Origin of the sequence: Mesorhizobium sp. M1295 (assembly GCF_040318135.1) — a bacterium.
Classification (GTDB): Bacteria; Pseudomonadota; Alphaproteobacteria; order Rhizobiales; family Rhizobiaceae; genus Mesorhizobium.
Window position 1 is genome coordinate 60,892 of record NZ_JAMYLU010000019.1, and the last position, 15,682, is coordinate 76,573.

Here is a 15,682-nt window from a genome sequence, read left to right on the forward strand (position 1 = left end):
GTAGTCCCGCGGTTCGGTCGACGGATGCCGAGGTGCGGGTTGGCCGAAAATGCTGCACGCCAAGGATGGTCCTCGCGTCGTGATTATTGGCGCGCAGCCCAATGGCAGGGCCAACGCGCGGTCCATGCGGCCCAAGCAGAGCGAGATTAACCCATCGATTTTGCAGTGCAACAAAAAATGTGGATCTTTGCTACGCTGCACCAAAAATGTTGCGATGCAGCAAGAGCTGTACTAGCATTGTCGCGGGCGGGCCAACAGCGGTCGAGTTTTCATGCTGCATGTCTTGTACTTGGTACACGACGTCTCCGACCCGGCAGTGCGCCGGCGGATCATAATGCTCAAGGCAGGCGGCGCCCAGGTTACGCTGGCGGGCTTTCGTCGAACGGCAAGCGCGGTTGCTGATGTCGAGGGCTTGCAGCCGATCGATCTCGGCCCGACGCGTGATGGCCGATTCGCCCAGCGTCTGGCGGCGATCATGAAGGCGGTGGTCTCGACCGGCTCCAAGCTGGGTTCAATGCAACGGCCCGACCTCATTATCGCGCGCAATTTGGAAATGCTGGCGCTTGCCCGGCGCGCCAGGTCGGCTTTCCAGGCAACGGTGCCGATCGTCTACGAGTGCCTGGACATCCATCGTCTGCTGCTTCGCGACGATCCGCTGGGCTGGGCGATGCGCGGTGCGGAACGCTTCCTGGCCAGGGATGTGAAGCTTCTGGTGACCAGCTCTCCGGCCTTCATCGCCAACTATTTCAAGCCGTTCGGACAGATTGCCGCGCCGGTCGAACTGCTCGAAAACAAGTATTTCGAGCCAGCCGCGGCTTCCCTGGATGACCGCATGACGGAGGAGAATCCTGTTGCGCCGCCTTGGCGAATCGGCTGGTTCGGGGCGCTCCGCTGCCGCCGCTCCCTGGAGCTTCTGGCCGAATTTTCGCGCCGCCTCGACGGCCGCTTCGAAATCGTCCTCAGAGGCCGCCCGGCGTTGTCCGAATTTCCCGATTTCCACGGTTTTGTTGAATCGGAACCCTGGCTCTCGTTTGGCGGACCCTATCGCAATCCGGAGGATATGGAGGCGATCTACCGCGAGGTTCACTTTTCCTGGGCCATCGACTTTTTTGAGCAGGGCCTGAATTCCGAATGGCTGCTGCCCAACCGTCTCTATGAGGGCTGCCGCTTCGGAGCCGTGCCGATCTCGATGGGCAACACCGAGACCGGCCGGTTCCTCGATCGGCAAGGCATCGGCGTTCTTTTGCCAGAAGCCACGCCCGAGGCGCTCGAAGCTGCCCTCGGCACCATGGAGCAGCATCGGTTCGAGACATTGAGGGCACGTGTTCTCGCCCGCAATCCGCGCACCTGGAGCTACGACCGCGCCGATTGCCGGGCGCTCGTCGAAAAACTCCGCGGCCTTGCCGCGGCGCCCGGTCCATATGCTGCCGAAGCATTGGCATAGAAGGACGGCCGATGACGCAAACCGAAACGCTCCCATCCTGCATGATCGTGGTTCCGTGCCTGAACGAAGCGCCCCATATCGGCGCGTTGCTTCGAGAGCTCCGCCCTGCGGCCAAGAGGCTGGGCGCCGTGATCATCGTTGCCGATGGCGGCAGCACGGACGGCACCAGGACGATCGTCGCGGATATCGCCGCAAAAGATCAGCGGGTGGTCCTGCTCCACAATGAAAAGCGTTTGCAGAGCGCGGCGATCAATCTCGCCGTTGCCAGGTTCGGGGAGGGCGTCGACTATCTCATTCGCATCGACGCGCATGGCGGCTATCCCGCCGACTATTGCGACCGGCTGGTCGAAGAAGCGCAGGCCACCGGGGCGGATTCGGTCGTCGTCTCGATGCTGACCAGTGGCAGCGGCATGGTGCAGAAGGCGGCGGCCGCGGCCCAGAATTCCAGGCTCGGCACGGGCGGCTCCAAGCATCGGCACCTTTCGGCGGGGGAATGGGTCGATCATGGCCACCATGCGCTGATCCGGATATCGGCCTTCACCGCGGTCGGCGGCTATGACGAGACGTTCAGCCACAATGAGGATGCCGAACTCGACTATCGGCTCCGTCAGGCCGGTTACCGGATCTGGATGACCGGTAAGACACAAATGGTCTACTACCCGCGCTCCTCGCTGAAGGGCCTCTATTTTCAGTATCTCGGCTATGGCCGCGGGCGGGCGAAGAACGTTCTCAAGCACCGCATGATCCCGAAGATCCGGCAGATGGTGCCGCTTCTGGTGTTTCCCGTGGTTCTTCTCGCCGCCTTTTCCTTCGTCCACTGGCTGGCGGCCGTGCCGCTTTTGCTATGGGTCTCGGTCTGCCTTGGCTACGGCTTCTGGACCGCGGTCAGTCAGCGCAAACCCGACATTGCGCTTGCCGGGGTCTCGGCAATGGTCATGCATTTCGGCTGGTCGGTCGGCTTCTGGCTGCAGCTGCTAGCACCGCGACCGCAGCGCGGGGTAGCGTGATGGACCCGGTCAAGAAAAATCGAAGCATCGATATTTGCGTCTGCACATTTCGCCGGCCGGAGCTTGTCGACACGCTCCGCTCCGTAGCAGCCATGGATATGCCCGCGGGATTCGATGTCGGTGTCATCATCGCGGACAACGACGATACGCCGACGGCCGAAACGCTGGTCGCCAAGCTAGCGGGGGAGTTGAAGCTGCCGGTGACCTACCGGCACGCCCCGGCCCGCAACATTTCGATCGCGCGCAACGCTTGCCTCGATGCCAGTGCGGCGGATTTCGTCGCCTTTATCGACGACGACGAGACGGCCACCGCTGGCTGGCTTGCCGAACTGGTGGCGGCGGTGGAAGCAACTGGTGCTGCGGCCGTGCTCGGGCCGGTGCAAGCCCGTTACCTGCCGGATGCGCCCGACTGGATGCGCAAAGGCGATTTCCACTCGACCTCGCCGGTCTGGGTGCGCGGCGAGATCCGCACCGGCTACACCTGCAACGTCCTGCTCAGAATTGGCGCTGAGAGCCTGCGCGGCCGGCGCTTCAGCCTGGCACGTGGCCAGACCGGCGGCGAAGATACGGAATTCTTCGACCAGATGGTCAAGGCCGGCGGCAGTATCGCCTTTTCGCCAGAGGCTTGGGTCGATGAAGTGGTGCCGCCTGCCAGGGCGGCATTCGACTGGCTCGGCCGCCGCCGGTTCCGCGTCGGGCAGACGCATGGTCACCTCCTGGGGCGCAACGCGCGCGGCCTTTCCCGGCTCAAGCAGGTCGGCATTGCCGCGGCAAAGGCCGGCTATAGTTTCCTGTCGGCAATTCCGGTCGCCATCGACCCCGTCCGACGGAACCGCAGCGTCCTTCGCGGCATTATGCATGTCGGCGTCGTCAGCGGCCTCGTCGGGGTTCGTGAAATCCGCCAATACGGCCTGTCTTCGCCGCAGCAAGGGGGCAAGCGTGCAGCCTGACGTGAGCTTCGTGATTGCCGCCTACAATGCCGAGGCGACGATCGATCGGGCGATTGCCAGCGCCGTCGCCCAGCGCAATGTCAGCGTCGAGGTCATCGTCGTCGACGACAAGTCGCGCGACCGGACGCTCGACCTGGCGAGATCCTACCCCGAAGATATCGTACGCGTTGTCGCGCTTGAGCAAAATCGTGGCCCCGGCGGCGCCAGGAACGCCGGCCTTGAGCTTGCCCGCGGCAGGTGGGTCGCGGTTCTCGATTCGGACGACGCGGTCTATCCCGGGCGAATCTGCACCATGATCGAACGCGCGGAGAAAGCGGGCGCCGAGATCGCGGTCGATAATCTGCAGGTCGTTCGCGAAGATGGCGTTGCCGAAGAGACGATGTTCCCGGCCGACTATCTGGAAGGCCTCGGTGAAATCTCGCTGGCGGATTTCATCGGCGGCAATGTCCTCTTCGAATCGAGGTTCAATCTCGGCTACGTCAAGCCGATCTTCCAGCGCCGGTTCCTGAACGAGAACGGGCTTCGTTACGATGAAAGCCTGATCATTGGCGAAGACTATATCCTCCTGGCCAGTGCGCTGGCCAAAGGCGGCAAATGCGTGGTCGAGCCGACCACGGGCTATATTTACCACATTCGCACCGGTTCCATCTCCCGGGTGCTCGAACTTCATCACGTCGAGGCGATGCGCCGGGCCGATGCCACCTTCGCCGCGACCCATTCCATGGATGCTGCGGCCGCGGCGGCGTTCGCCAGGCGCGCTCGCAGCCTGCGGCGGGCGGCATCATTCCTGTCGCTGGTTCAGCACATCAAGGCGCGGTCCCCGCTCAAGGCGATATGGACGGCGCTCAGCGATCCGGCGGCGGTTCGGCATATGAGCATGCCGATCGCCGTCCGGCTGCGAAGGGTAGCGGCACAGTTTGCCGTGGTGGCGGGGAGGTAAAGGGCTGCAGGCGAATGAAGACAAATTTCGCCGCCTGCGACAGGGTTGAAATCGATCTCCTCAGAAGGAACATGCAATGAAAAAAGTCAGGAAGGCAGTCATACCGGTGGCGGGGCTTGGAACGCGGTTCCTGCCGGCGACCAAATCCGTGCCGAAGGAAATGCTGCCGGTGGTCGACAAGCCTGTGGTGCAATATGCGGTGGACGAGGCATTCGAGGCCGGCATCGAGCACATAGTCTTCGTCACCGGCCGCAACAAGGCGGTGATCGAGGACTATTTCGATCTGCATCCTGAACTGATCGGAACCCTGGAGCAGAGCGGCAAGAAGGCGCAGCTCGAATCGCTCGAGAGCCTGCTTCCCGTCGCCGGCGCGACGAGCTTCATCCGTCAGCAGTCGCCGCAAGGCCTCGGCCACGCCGTCTGGTGCGCGCGAGAGGTCATCGGCGACGAACCTTTCGCGTTGCTGTTGCCGGATATGGTGTCCTTTGGCGGGCGAGGGTGTCTTGCCGAAGTCGCCGATCTTTATGCGCAGACTGGCGCAAACGTTATCGCCGTCGAGCGTTGCGATCCGACCGAGACCAGCAAATACGGCATTGTCGGGCGCGGCGCGGATGTCGGCACCGGCTTCGAGGTGACGGCCATGGTCGAAAAGCCGGCACCGGCCAACGCGCCGTCGAACTTCTACATCAACGGCCGCTACATCCTGCAGCCCGAGATATTCTCGCTGCTGGGCAGCCAGCAACGCGGCGCCGGCAACGAGATCCAACTGACCGACGCAATGGTGCGTCTCGCACAGACGCAGGCCTTCTTCGCCCAGCCTTTCAACGGCCGCATGTTCGACTGCGGTTCGAAGGAGGGCTTCATCCAGGCCAATGTCGCTTTCGCGCTGGCGCGTGAGGACATGAAGGGTCCGATCTTCGAGATGCTGCAGGAATTCGTCCGGTCGCATCAGCGTCGGGAAGAAGCCGCATAATGTCCATTTTTTCGAGGCATTGTGGGTGCGGCTGATGACGCAGGACAGGCCGTTGCGCCGCGCGTAACGCGCACTGTCCGGCGCAAGGTTTGCACCCTATGTGCCGATCTTCGAGGCGGTAGCGCCTGCAAACTAGAATTGGACCGAAGATGAACTATGCCAATTTTCCTGTCGACAAGAGGACGCCATTGCCGACTTCGAGTGCGGCAAACGCCGAAGACTTCATCGACATCGAGCGTCTGCTTGGCATGGCCGCGCGGCAGGCGAAAGTGGTTGCCGCCTGCGCCATCATCGGTCTCTTTCTCGGCGTGCTCTATTTGCAGACCACGCCTCCTACCTATGTGGCGACGAGCAGCGTGCTGATCGACGAAGGATTGAACAAGGTCGTCGACGATATTTCGGCGGCGTCGGTCAGCATGCAGACCGACTCCGCCGTTCTGAGCCAGATCGAAATTCTACAGTCGGCCAGGCTGGCGGGGGTGGTCGTCGACAAGCTGAAGCTCGATCAGAACGACGCTTTCATGAACCCTCCGACATCGGCCCTGTCTAAGGTCGCAAGCTTTGTACGCGGTATCATCCAGTCTGTCCGCCCCAAGCGCGCCGCGAGCACAACCGATGTCACTCAGCTTGATGCCGCGACGCGTGACGCGATCACCGCATCGTCGTCGTCCCGCGACTACGCAATCTTCAAACTGCAGAACCAACTCGATGCCGAGCGGATCGGCCGAAGCTTTGTCATCAGCATCTCCTTTCAGGCGACGGATCCGGCGCTTGCGACCGCCATCACCAAGGCCTATGCCGACGCCTATCTCGCCGATCAGCTTGATGCCAGCTTCGACGCGACCGAGCGGGCGGCTGTCTGGCTGCAGGGCCGGCTGACCGAGCTTCGTGAGAGCTCCCAGGCGGCCGCACTGGCGGTCGAAAAGTTCAGGGCCGAACATGGATTGGCCGTCAATGACGGCCAGCTGATCAGCGACAAGCAACTGTCCGATCTCAACACTCAGCTGATCGTCGCACAGGCCGATACCGCACGTGCCGGCGCCCGCTATCAGCAGTACAAGTCGATCGTCGAAAGCGGGTCGGACAATGCGTTCAAGGACGCCGCGATATCGAACGACCAGCCGAGCAGCTCCGTCATCACGACGCTGAAGAACCGCTATCTCACAGTCGCCAAGCGGCAGCAGGACGTCGAAGCCAATTTCGGCCCGCAACATCCGCAGGCCGTCGCGCTCGCCAAGGAGAAGGCCGACATATCGGCGCAGATTTTCGGCGAGCTGAAGCAACTGACCGAAAGCTACCGCAACGAATACGAGGTCGCTCTGGCGCGCGAAACCGCGCTCCGTGCAAATGTCGCCCTGGCGGCAGGCAAGAGCTCCATCGACAACCAGTCGCAGGTCAAGCTGCGTGAACTGGACCAGAAGGCGACGGCGCTCTCGACACTCTACCAGACATTCCTGAACCGCTATGAGGAGGCCGCCCAACAGCAATCCTTCCCAGTCGGCAAGATCCGGGTCATCTCGGACGCGACGATGCCACAGTCGGCCGCAACCCCGCGAACGGCCATCGTGCTGGGGCTTTCGCTGGCGCTTGGCATAATGATGGGGGCAGGGGTTGGTGGTCTGAATGAATTCAGGGAACGCTTCTTCAGGACCGGCGAGGATGTGCGCGACCGTGTCGGCCTCAAATTCCTCGGCTATCTCCCGGTCATCGGCAAGGCTGGCAAGGATGACCAGCGCAATGGCGGTCAGCCTGACGTCAAAGTCGTTGAATCCAAGACCGCCAAGTCGTCCAAATCCCAGCCCTCCAAAACATTGTCGGCAGCCGAAAAACGTGCGCGCATGCGGGTAACCGTTGATGCACCGGCATCGATGTTCTCCGAGACGCTGCGCAACGCAAAGATCGCCTTTGACGTCGTGATAGAAGGCCAGGGCAGCCGGGTCATCGGCGTGGTCTCGGTGCTTCCGGGCGAAGGCAAGTCGACGGTGGCGGCCAATCTTGCCGGGCTGCTTGCCGCCAACGGATCGAAAACGCTGCTGATCGACGGCGACTTGCGCAATCCCGGCCTCAGCCGCAGCCTCGGCATGGAGGCCGAGCAGGGCTTGATGGAAGCGGTGGTGAGCGGGCAGACCTGGCAGTCGGTCGGCAAGATCGACCGGCAGACCAAACTGGTGATCATCCCGGCCGTCCTGCGTGGCCAGTTTTCGCATACCAGCGAGCTTCTGTCTTCGGCCGGCATGCGGCGCTTCATCGACAACGCCAAGGAAACCTTCGAGTACATCATCGTCGATCTGCCGCCGCTCGGGCCTGTCGTCGACGCCAAGGCCTTCGCTCCGCTTGTCGACGGCTTCGTGCTGGTCACCGAGTGGGGACGCACGCCGCGTGCGATGGTGCAATCGATGCTCAGCTCGGAACCCTATATCGCGAAGAAGATCATTGGCGCGGTCCTGAACAAGGTCGAGCTGAAGAAACTCGCCAAGTATGGCGCGATCGGCGGCTCGGAAAAATTCTTCGACAAATATTCGAGCTATTATCTGGAAAAATCAGAAGCGCGCACAAAGGCGGCTGCCTGAGTGCGGTCCGCGCGTTTCGAGCATTTTTGCACCGAAGCGGAATCACCCGGCGTCGCAAAGATCTATTAGGGTGTTGACATTCTGAGATGCTTGCTGATGAAGCTAAGCCTCTCCAAGCCTCTGCGCACTTCCGGCGCCCTCATGAAAAGCCGCCACAACAGCCCTGTACGATGGTTCTCGATCATCGCGATGATCGGCCCCTGATTGATCGCCAGATAGGTTCGGGAGTACCAGTTGCGGCTTTCGCAAAACGCGTCAACAAAGCCGAAGCGGCCCCATATGCGTTTTCGAGGCTTGCCCAGGAAGCCACGCAGTGCGCGCATCGCCTCCGCCGGGGCATAGGGAAAGCTCGACAGGGCAGCAGACGGAGTGATCACGCCAAAGTCCCTGTCGGGTGCATGCGCGACGTATCCTCGCGGCCCATGGCTCGCGGTCAGACCCCAGCAGTCCGGTCCATATCCCAAATGGCTATGGGGATTGCGAACGCAATGCCGATAATTGATCTGCGTATGACTGACGTTCTGTTGCCAGTAATCGGCGTAGCGGTCACTTAGGCCCCGGGGATCGAGCCCGCAGAAAGAATAGTGCGAAAAGAAGAGCGGGCCACCAGAATTCATTCCCAACGGCAGCACGATCCCGTCATGGTCGCGCCCGTTTCGAAAGCCAAGTCCTACAGCAAAACCCTCGTGATAGATTCCCGGATCAATAGGGTGGCGCGCCGATCCCGCCGCCAGCACGAAAGTGAGCAGGCATTCGTTCCAACCCCTGATCGGGCTGTCCATCGCCCAGCCAAAATTAGGGCTCCAATGCCACATGAGTTGCCGAGCGCCGCGTGTAAACCAGTTCCATTCGGCCTGTAGCAACAGCGCGTCCACGCGCTGGCGCAGGCGCACTTCGCCAGTTGTCCTCCCGGCGAAATACTCACGGGCGCAAATCAGACCCTGAAACAGGAAGGTGGTTTCGACGAGATCAGCGCCGTCGTCCTTGCGACGAAACGGGATCGTCGCACCAGTTCGCCCGTTGATAAAATGCGGAAAAACGCCGTGGTAGCGCGGGGAGTTCTCCAGGAAATCGAGCATGCCGTGCAATCGCAGCAAAGCCGCGGTGCGGTCGATCCATCCCCGCTCGACCGCAACGATGATGGCTGCAATGCCAAAACCGGCCCCCCCGATCGTCACCAGATCGTTGGCAGGATCACCTGTGGTCTTTTGCCGGTCGCGGGCAAGACCGCTGACGGGATGCGCGCCTTCCCAGAAATAGCGCACCGTCTGCCGCTGCACGACATCCAACAGCGCATCATCGTCGAGCTCGAGAGTATTTTCCGGGAGGTCGAGTGCTGGAATCATCGAGCCGGTGTTAGTGCCTCGGGTGTCCTAAGGCCATTCCTAAAACAATTGTGCGCACGGACCGGCCGCTCACTCGTGTCAGGCCGATTCAATTCGCGACAGGTGCTTGGCGACCCGGTAGAAAGAAAATCAAGGGGAAACAGCCCCTGGATTGGCCTCGAAGCCTATGTTCCATCCCATTGCGAATATCGAAGACGCGCAGACGCTGGCGCAGGCCATCGTCAATACGATGGTCGAACCCTTCCTCGTTCTCGATGAGAACTTTCGCGTGCTGGCGGCCAACCACTCCTTCTATCAGACCTTCAGGGTCGACCCCGAGCAGACGCACGGCTCGCTGCTCTACGCGCTGGGCGACGGCCAGTGGGACATTCCAGCGCTTCACCTGCTCTTGGAGACGATCATTCCCGAGAAGACCGCCATGGACGGCTTCGAGGTCGAGCATGATTTCCCCGATATCGGCCGGCGCACGATGCTGCTCAACGCGCGGAAGGTCCTTTACGACCACAGTTCAGCCGCGACCATCCTGCTCGCCTTCAATGACATCACGGCGCGCCGCGCCATAGAAAGGGAAAAGGAAGAACTTCTCGGCCGCACCGAAGACCTGCTGCGGCAGAAGGATGTGCTGCTGCGCGAAATGGAGCACCGGGTCGCCAACAGCTTGCAGATCATCGCCAGCATTTTGCTGCTGAAGGCTCGGTCCGTCACCTCAGATGAAACGCGGCAGCACCTGAAGGATGCCCATCAACGCGTGCTGTCGGTAGCAGAAGTGCAGCGGCATCTCCATGCCTCAACCGGTGCCGACGAAATCGAGGTTGGTTCTTATCTGTCCAAGCTTTGCAGCAGTTTGGCCGCTTCGATGATCGGGGAAGCACAGGCTATTGCTGTAAACGTTATGGCGGAAAATGGAAGGATAGATTCCCAGAAGGCGGTCAGCCTTGGCCTGATCGTTACCGAGCTCGTTCTCAACGCCATCAAGTATGCATTCTCGACAGAAAAGGTCGCTGATCTTGGTGACCTATGAGACCGATGCGGAGGATTGGAAGTTGACCGTATCGGACAACGGGTGGGGCAAACCCGTTCGCGACATTCCAGGTGCGGGACTGGGGACAGCGATCGTCGAGGCGCTTGTCAAACAGCTTGAAGCACGCATTGACACGGTCACGGGCAATACTGGCACGACGATTGCCATTACCAGAGCGACGTTCACGTCGCGGATGCCGAAAGCAGCATAGTTTGGTGCTTGGCATGCGTTTCAAGCGGCTGTTCCGAATATCGCCTTGAAGGTCGTGTCCCCTCAGGTGGTGTAGCTCGAACGTTGCGAAGCCGCTCGCGAGCGGCTGCCGCTGATGTTCCTATTCTCTGTGCTATAGGTTCCGTTTAATTGAAGAAGAAACCAATGCAGCGGACGGTGACAGTAATCGAGAAAATTACGGGCCGGGTGATCGGCGCGTATCCGATCGATCTTTCGGGCCAGGATCACCAGACTTCCGATGATCAGTATTTTGCCAAAGCGTTCGAAGCCGCCGTCGACGGCGGCCTCATTGCCGAGGCTGAAGCGCACGCTGTCGAATTCCGTCTGGAATAGACACTCAAGCCGAGATCCACGCTACTTTCGCTTTTCCATCGCCGCCTTGGCGCCGCTACGAAAACCCCGCGCGATGCGAGGTTGTTGATGCGGTCAAAAACCTTACGTTTCAGTACGGCGAATTACACTGCTGCCGAGGGCCATAGCTAGGCTGGAATGTATCGTCTGAAGCTCGATAGCTCCGGTATCGGTCGTAGCACCACTGTACATGCGAATCGCCGCGATCGACCGGGTTCTGGTTGTTGTTAATGATCACGCCGCTGATCACCGCGCCGGCAGCGAAGGCCGCCAGAGGAAACCAGTAGTCACCATGACGGCGATAACCGCGATGGTATTCACGATAGCCGCGATGACCGATCCAGTTTACGCCATCGTTGCGCGAAAAATTGCGATTGCGGTTGGATTTCCGCTTCATCCACGGCTTGTAGTCGACCGTCGCCACATATCTTGTTCATAAATCTCCTTTGAAGGAATGGTTGATATCCCTTCTCGGATTTAAAACGATTTAAAGAGGTTAAGGTTCTGTGGCGTGCCAGACAGCCTTCGACACCGCCAGCCAGGCTGTTCGAATCACTTGTCAGGTGCTACGGCTCGAACAAGCATGGGCAATCTTCACTCGACGCGGTGTGCTGGCTTTTTTCTACGTTTCATACAGTGAGGGACAATGGCCGGCACTCCGTTGATCAGCATTCTGATCACTTTCCTTGTCATCATTCTGGTGCTGTATCTGGTCAATCGGCTGCCGCTTGATGGTCGCACTCGTCAGATTGCCCAGATTGTCGTGATCATTATTGGCATCATTTCGCTGCTGAAGTACCTCGCAGTGTTTTAAGCCATCACGGTTGGGATATGCGACGCTGCTTGCGTCCGAGCGAGCAAGACAACCCAGCGCTTTACACCCACTCATGAGCAGGCGGCTTGAGACCTTCCCGCTCTAGGAAAATATCAGCCTCGCGCGGTTGTCGACGATCCTGAGGGCGGCCAGCTGGCCGGTTTGGAAGGCGCCGGTGTCTATGCCAAGCCGGCGTCCCTCGAGCTTCGGAATGTCGACCGGCGTATGCCCGTGCACGACATAACGTTCGAGAAGATGCGCGGCTTCGAAGAACTCCGAGCGGATGTTGAGCAGGTCGTCCTCGTCTTGCGCGGCCAGCTCGATGCCGGGCCTGATGCCGGCGTGTACGAACACGAATTTGGCCGAATAGACCATGACCGGCAGCGCACGCATGAAGCTGACATGGCCGGCTGGAATGATCTCCCGAATGCGCCGGTCGACCTCCTCGCTTGAACCGTAGAGATCGGCCATGCGCGACGGATCAACGCCGTAGGAAAACAGCGTTTGCAGGCCACCTATCGCCAGCCACGACTCTCTCGAAATGATCCCGTCGAGGTAGTTCAGCATCACGACTTCGTGGTTGCCGGCAAGGCAGATGCGCTGGAAGCCTTGGAGTGGCGGCGCCAGCAGATGATCGAGCACGCGCGCCGACTGGGGGCCACGATCGACGTAGTCGCCGAGCATGATGATGAGCTTGCGCCTTTCGAAAGACGCAGAATCGACCAGGATGTTCTGCTCCAGGGAGCGAAGCTCCTTATAGCAGCCATGCACGTCGCCGATCGCATAGACGACCGTGTCCTGCAGATCCATCTCGAGCCGCTGGCGCGCCACGGTCCGGGGCTTTCTCGATCGCTGGAACAAGGTCACGAATGGCGTCTCGTATGGCTATGAATGCGCCTCGATCTCGAAACAACCTGGCGACGCAGCGCGTGGATACCATGTCTGGCACCGGTCGTTCCATACCGGAGCTTCGGACGCAACTCGGCTTCGGCGTCTTACAGGCCGATGCCACGGCCGTTCAGCGCGGCGGTGATCTCGTCGAGGATGGCGGGGTCGTCGATCGTCGCCGGCATGCTCCATTTCTCCTTGTCGGCGATCTTCTGCATGGTGCCGCGCAGGATCTTGCCGGAGCGCGTCTTCGGCAGGCGCTTGATCGTCACCACCGTCTTGAAGGCGGCGACCGGGCCGATCCGTTCGCGCACCAGCGCGACCACCTCGTTTTCGATGATGCCCGCGTCGCGGTCGACGCCGGCATTCAGCACGACGAAGCCGAGCGGAACCTGGCCTTTCATCGCATCGGCGATGCCGACGACGGCGCATTCGGCAACGTCGGGATGCGCGGCCAACACCTCCTCCATGGCGCCGGTCGACAGCCGGTGGCCGGCGACGTTGATGATGTCGTCGGTGCGGGCCATGACATAGAGATAGCCGTCCTCGTCCATCATGCCGGCATCCGCCGTTTTGTAGAAGCCGGGGAACTCCTCGAGATAGGCTTGGCGAAACCGCTCGTCGGCATTCCACAGCGTCGGCAGACAGCCGGGCGGTAATGGCAGTTTGACCACAACGTTGCCCAGTGTGCCGCGCTTGACCGCATGCCCGGCATCGTCGAGCACGCGAATGTCGTAGCCGGGCATCGGCATGCCGGGCGAGCCGTATTTGACAGGCAGCAGGCCCAGTCCGGCGGGATTGATGGTCATCGGCGAACCGGTCTCGGTCTGCCACCAGTGGTCGATCACCGGCAGGTTCAATTTCTGCTCGGCCCATTTGATGGTTTCCGCATCGGCGCGCTCGCCGGCAAGGAACAGCGTGCGGAACCGGGACAGATCGTGTTTCGGGACGAACTCGCCCCTCGGGTCCTGTCCCTTGATGGCGCGGAAGGCGGTTGGCGCGGTGAAAAGTGCGACCACGCCATGCTCGGCGATCACACGCCAATAGGTGCCGGCATCGGGCGTGCCGACCGGCTTGCCTTCGAACAGCACCGTCGTGCAGCCATGCAGCAGCGGGCCGTAGACGATGTAGGAATGGCCGACCACCCAGCCGACGTCCGAAGCCGCCCAGAACACTTCGCCGGGTTTCACACCGAACTCGTTTTCCATCGACCATTTCAACGCGACCATGTGGCCGCCATTGTCGCGCACGATGCCCTTTGGCTGGCCGGTCGTGCCGGACGTGTAGATGATGTAGAGCGGATCGGTGGCAAGCACCGGAACGCAGTCGACATTGGCACCCGCGGCCCGCTCCCGCGCCACAGCGTCGGCATAGTCGATGTCGTAGTTTTCCCTGAGCTCGCAGCGCAATTGGTCGCGCTGCAGGATGAGGCAGGCTTCGGGCTTGTGCCGCGACATCTCGATCGCCTTGTCGAGCAGCGGCTTATAGGCAACGACACGCGCGGGCTCCAGGCCGCAGGACGCCGAGATGATCAGCTTCGGCTTGGCATCGTCGATGCGCGTGGCGAGCTCATGTGAGGCAAAACCGCCGAAGACCACTGAATGCACGGCGCCGATCCGCGCGCAGGCAAGCATGGCGAAGGCTGCTTCCGGCACCATCGGCATGTAGATGATGACGCGATCGCCTTTTTGGATGCCGCGATTCTTGAGTACCGAGGTCAGTGCGACCACCTCGCGCTTCAACTCGGCATAGGTGAATTTCCTGATTGTGCCCGAAATCGCGCTGTCATGAATAAGCGCTATTTGGTCGGCGCGGCCGTCCGCCACATGACGATCGACGGCATTGAAGCAGGTGTTGCACGAGGCACCATTGAACCACCGGCCATAGACGCCGGCATTGGCATCGAACACGGTCTCGAAGGGCGAGAACCAGTCGATTGCGCCGGCGGCATCGGCCCAGAATTTTTCCGGGTCGCGTTTCCAGCCATCATAGACCTCGTGGTAGCGTGACGCCATCCAGCTTGCTCCCCAGGAATGTTTGCTGTCCTTGAAATAGCGTATGCTGCTTTCTGTAACCATGTATTTGTGCTTTTCGTTTGCCGTCGGTCTAATTCGGCCGCAAATGCAGGGTCGTCGTGGCCTGCGGGGCTGATACGGCCGAATTTTCGACATTGGGGGCAGGGCGCGATGAAACTGCGATACGAGCTTGGATTTGCCGTCGTTGCGACGCTGGCGTTCGCACTCGCTTCAGCTGCTCAGGCCGGCGATGCGGCGGCACGGCGCATCATCGGCTTTTCGCCCGACGGCAACTATTTCGCCTTCGAGCAGTACGGCACGCTCGATGCCGGTGCTTCGGATTCGGGCTGGTCGGAGATCGAAATCATCGACACCCGCACCGATGAGTTCGTCGGCGGCAAGCCGATCCTCATCGTTGACGAGACGGAGGATTCGACGCTGACACTTGCGCAGGCGAGGGCACAGGCCGCCGAGCTGGCAGCGCCGTTGCTGGCCAAATATGCCATCGCACTGCGCGGCGAGCGGACGGGCTTCGACAAATTCACCTTTCCCGACGACATGGTCGCCTACAACGACATTGCGCGCCTCGAGCAAGTCTCGCAGAAATGGCTTTGGCCGACTTATGACGAGCTTGGCATCTCGACCATCCAGCTCGACCAGATCCTTGCCGACAGCACGGCGGATTGTTCATCGAGTTTCGACAGGACGCAGCAAGGCGAAACGACCGGCAAGGCGCTCGGCTTTCGCCTGACGCTGCAGGGTCAGGACGGCAAGCCGATCAAGCTGCTGCATGAGGACAGGGCGGTGCCGGGTTCGAGGAATTGCCCGACTTCCTACAGCCTGTCGGAATCTTACGCATTCACCCCCGACCGCAAAGCAGGCGTGCTTGTCGTACTCGTGCAGCGTTTCAGCCAGGGATTTGAAGGGCGTGACCGCCGTTTCATAGCCGTGACAGGGCAGGCGCGTTGAGACAACCCGCTGAGAAATAATCTGCTACTCGAGTTGATTCCTAAAGCGGCAGCGCAGCGAGCATGAGGCAAACCCCGCCGGCGATCAGCAAGGCGGCTGCCAGCATTTTCCCATGACGCTCGAAACCTGTCGGCGCCCGATCCCAATTGTAACGCATGCCCCA

The 15,682-nt window shown here is 60.9% G+C and carries 12 protein-coding genes and 2 pseudogenes; 10 read left to right on the plus strand and 4 right to left on the minus strand.

Translation table 11 applies throughout. From position 1 onward, the window contains the following. Positions 1 to 271: 271 nt before the first annotated feature. The 6 genes from NKH29_RS23955 (at position 272) to NKH29_RS23980 (ending at position 7,884) form a co-directional block, all read left to right on the plus strand. Positions 272 to 1,444, plus strand: a complete 1,173-nt coding sequence (locus tag NKH29_RS23955; protein ID WP_353000704.1) for a glycosyltransferase family protein — start codon at positions 272 to 274, stop codon at positions 1,442 to 1,444. Positions 1,445 to 1,455: 11 nt separating this feature from the next. Then, on the plus strand, positions 1,456 to 2,451 hold the full coding sequence (locus NKH29_RS23960) for a glycosyltransferase family 2 protein (protein WP_352483973.1): 996 nt from the start codon (positions 1,456 to 1,458) through the stop codon (positions 2,449 to 2,451). Then, a complete protein-coding gene (locus tag NKH29_RS23965) occupies positions 2,451 to 3,401 on the plus strand; it encodes a glycosyltransferase family 2 protein (RefSeq protein WP_353000706.1) in 951 nt (316 codons plus the stop codon). The genes NKH29_RS23960 and NKH29_RS23965 overlap by 1 nt, the downstream gene beginning before the upstream one ends. After that, the gene (locus NKH29_RS23970) at positions 3,391 to 4,341 is read left to right on the plus strand and encodes a glycosyltransferase family 2 protein (RefSeq protein ID WP_352790637.1); all 951 of its coding nucleotides are present in this window, start codon (positions 3,391 to 3,393) and stop codon (positions 4,339 to 4,341) included. Before NKH29_RS23965 ends, NKH29_RS23970 begins: the two co-directional genes overlap by 11 nt. A 76-nt stretch (positions 4,342 to 4,417) precedes the next feature. After that, on the plus strand, positions 4,418 to 5,314 hold the full coding sequence (galU, locus tag NKH29_RS23975; RefSeq protein ID WP_352790635.1) for a UTP--glucose-1-phosphate uridylyltransferase GalU: 897 nt from the start codon (positions 4,418 to 4,420) through the stop codon (positions 5,312 to 5,314). Positions 5,315 to 5,463: 149 nt separating this feature from the next. Beyond that, positions 5,464 to 7,884, plus strand: coding sequence for a polysaccharide biosynthesis tyrosine autokinase (locus NKH29_RS23980; RefSeq protein WP_352591603.1), 2,421 nt, complete (start codon positions 5,464 to 5,466; stop codon positions 7,882 to 7,884). A 65-nt stretch (positions 7,885 to 7,949) separates the two neighbouring features. Here NKH29_RS23980 and NKH29_RS23985 read toward each other — a convergent pair whose 3' ends face one another. Next, positions 7,950 to 9,230 carry a glucoamylase family protein gene (locus NKH29_RS23985; RefSeq protein ID WP_353000708.1) on the minus strand — a complete coding sequence of 427 codons (1,281 nt, stop codon included), beginning with the start codon at positions 9,228 to 9,230 and terminating at the stop codon, positions 7,950 to 7,952. A 166-nt stretch (positions 9,231 to 9,396) separates the two neighbouring features. On the opposite strand from NKH29_RS23985, the pseudogene NKH29_RS23990 reads away from it, so the two are divergent. Both NKH29_RS23990 and NKH29_RS23995 read left to right on the plus strand, forming a co-directional pair. Further along, a pseudogene (locus NKH29_RS23990) lies at positions 9,397 to 10,462 on the plus strand (sensor histidine kinase). Positions 10,463 to 10,626: 164 nt separating this feature from the next. Next, positions 10,627 to 10,815, plus strand: a complete 189-nt coding sequence (locus NKH29_RS23995) for a hypothetical protein (protein ID WP_352495744.1) — start codon at positions 10,627 to 10,629, stop codon at positions 10,813 to 10,815. Between the two features lie 109 nt (positions 10,816 to 10,924). On the opposite strand, the pseudogene NKH29_RS24000 reads toward NKH29_RS23995, so the two are convergent. Then, a pseudogene (locus NKH29_RS24000) lies at positions 10,925 to 11,257 on the minus strand (BA14K family protein); the annotation flags it as partial. A gap of 222 nt (positions 11,258 to 11,479) precedes the next feature. Here NKH29_RS24000 and NKH29_RS24005 point away from each other — a divergent pair. Then, the gene (locus NKH29_RS24005; RefSeq protein WP_023717974.1) at positions 11,480 to 11,647 is read left to right on the plus strand and encodes a Thivi_2564 family membrane protein; all 168 of its coding nucleotides are present in this window, start codon (positions 11,480 to 11,482) and stop codon (positions 11,645 to 11,647) included. Positions 11,648 to 11,749: 102 nt separating this feature from the next. Here NKH29_RS24005 and NKH29_RS24010 read toward each other — a convergent pair whose 3' ends face one another. Both NKH29_RS24010 and NKH29_RS24015 read right to left on the minus strand, forming a co-directional pair. Next, positions 11,750 to 12,514 (minus strand): metallophosphoesterase family protein, encoded by a 765-nt coding sequence (locus NKH29_RS24010; RefSeq protein WP_352640700.1) that lies wholly within the window; start codon positions 12,512 to 12,514, stop codon positions 11,750 to 11,752. Between the two features lie 128 nt (positions 12,515 to 12,642). Continuing rightward, positions 12,643 to 14,550, minus strand: a complete 1,908-nt coding sequence (locus NKH29_RS24015; protein WP_352790632.1) for a propionyl-CoA synthetase — start codon at positions 14,548 to 14,550, stop codon at positions 12,643 to 12,645. Between the two features lie 171 nt (positions 14,551 to 14,721). Between NKH29_RS24015 and NKH29_RS24020 the strand changes: the two genes are divergently transcribed. Beyond that, entirely contained in the window at positions 14,722 to 15,519 is a 798-nt protein-coding gene (locus NKH29_RS24020; RefSeq protein ID WP_352790630.1) for a DUF2259 domain-containing protein, read from the plus strand. The last annotated feature ends 163 nt before the right edge of the window (positions 15,520 to 15,682 follow it).

Excerpts from the sequence above, each read along its gene's own strand:
- galU (WP_352790635.1), top strand. The coding sequence starts at position 4,418 with ATGAAAAAAGTCAGGAAGGCAGTCATACCGGTGGCGGGGCTTGGAACG.
- NKH29_RS23960 (WP_352483973.1), top strand. The coding sequence starts at position 1,456 with ATGACGCAAACCGAAACGCTCCCATCCTGCATGATCGTGGTTCCGTGC.
- NKH29_RS23980 (WP_352591603.1), top strand. The coding sequence starts at position 5,464 with ATGAACTATGCCAATTTTCCTGTCGACAAGAGGACGCCATTGCCGACT.
- NKH29_RS23995 (WP_352495744.1), top strand. The coding sequence starts at position 10,627 with ATGCAGCGGACGGTGACAGTAATCGAGAAAATTACGGGCCGGGTGATC.
- NKH29_RS24005 (WP_023717974.1), top strand. The coding sequence starts at position 11,480 with ATGGCCGGCACTCCGTTGATCAGCATTCTGATCACTTTCCTTGTCATC.
- NKH29_RS24015 (WP_352790632.1), bottom strand. The coding sequence starts at position 14,550 with ATGGCGTCACGCTACCACGAGGTCTATGATGGCTGGAAACGCGACCCG.
- NKH29_RS23965 (WP_353000706.1), top strand. The coding sequence starts at position 2,451 with ATGGACCCGGTCAAGAAAAATCGAAGCATCGATATTTGCGTCTGCACA.
- NKH29_RS23985 (WP_353000708.1), bottom strand. The coding sequence starts at position 9,230 with ATGATTCCAGCACTCGACCTCCCGGAAAATACTCTCGAGCTCGACGAT.
- NKH29_RS24020 (WP_352790630.1), top strand. The coding sequence starts at position 14,722 with ATGAAACTGCGATACGAGCTTGGATTTGCCGTCGTTGCGACGCTGGCG.
- NKH29_RS23955 (WP_353000704.1), top strand. The coding sequence starts at position 272 with ATGCTGCATGTCTTGTACTTGGTACACGACGTCTCCGACCCGGCAGTG.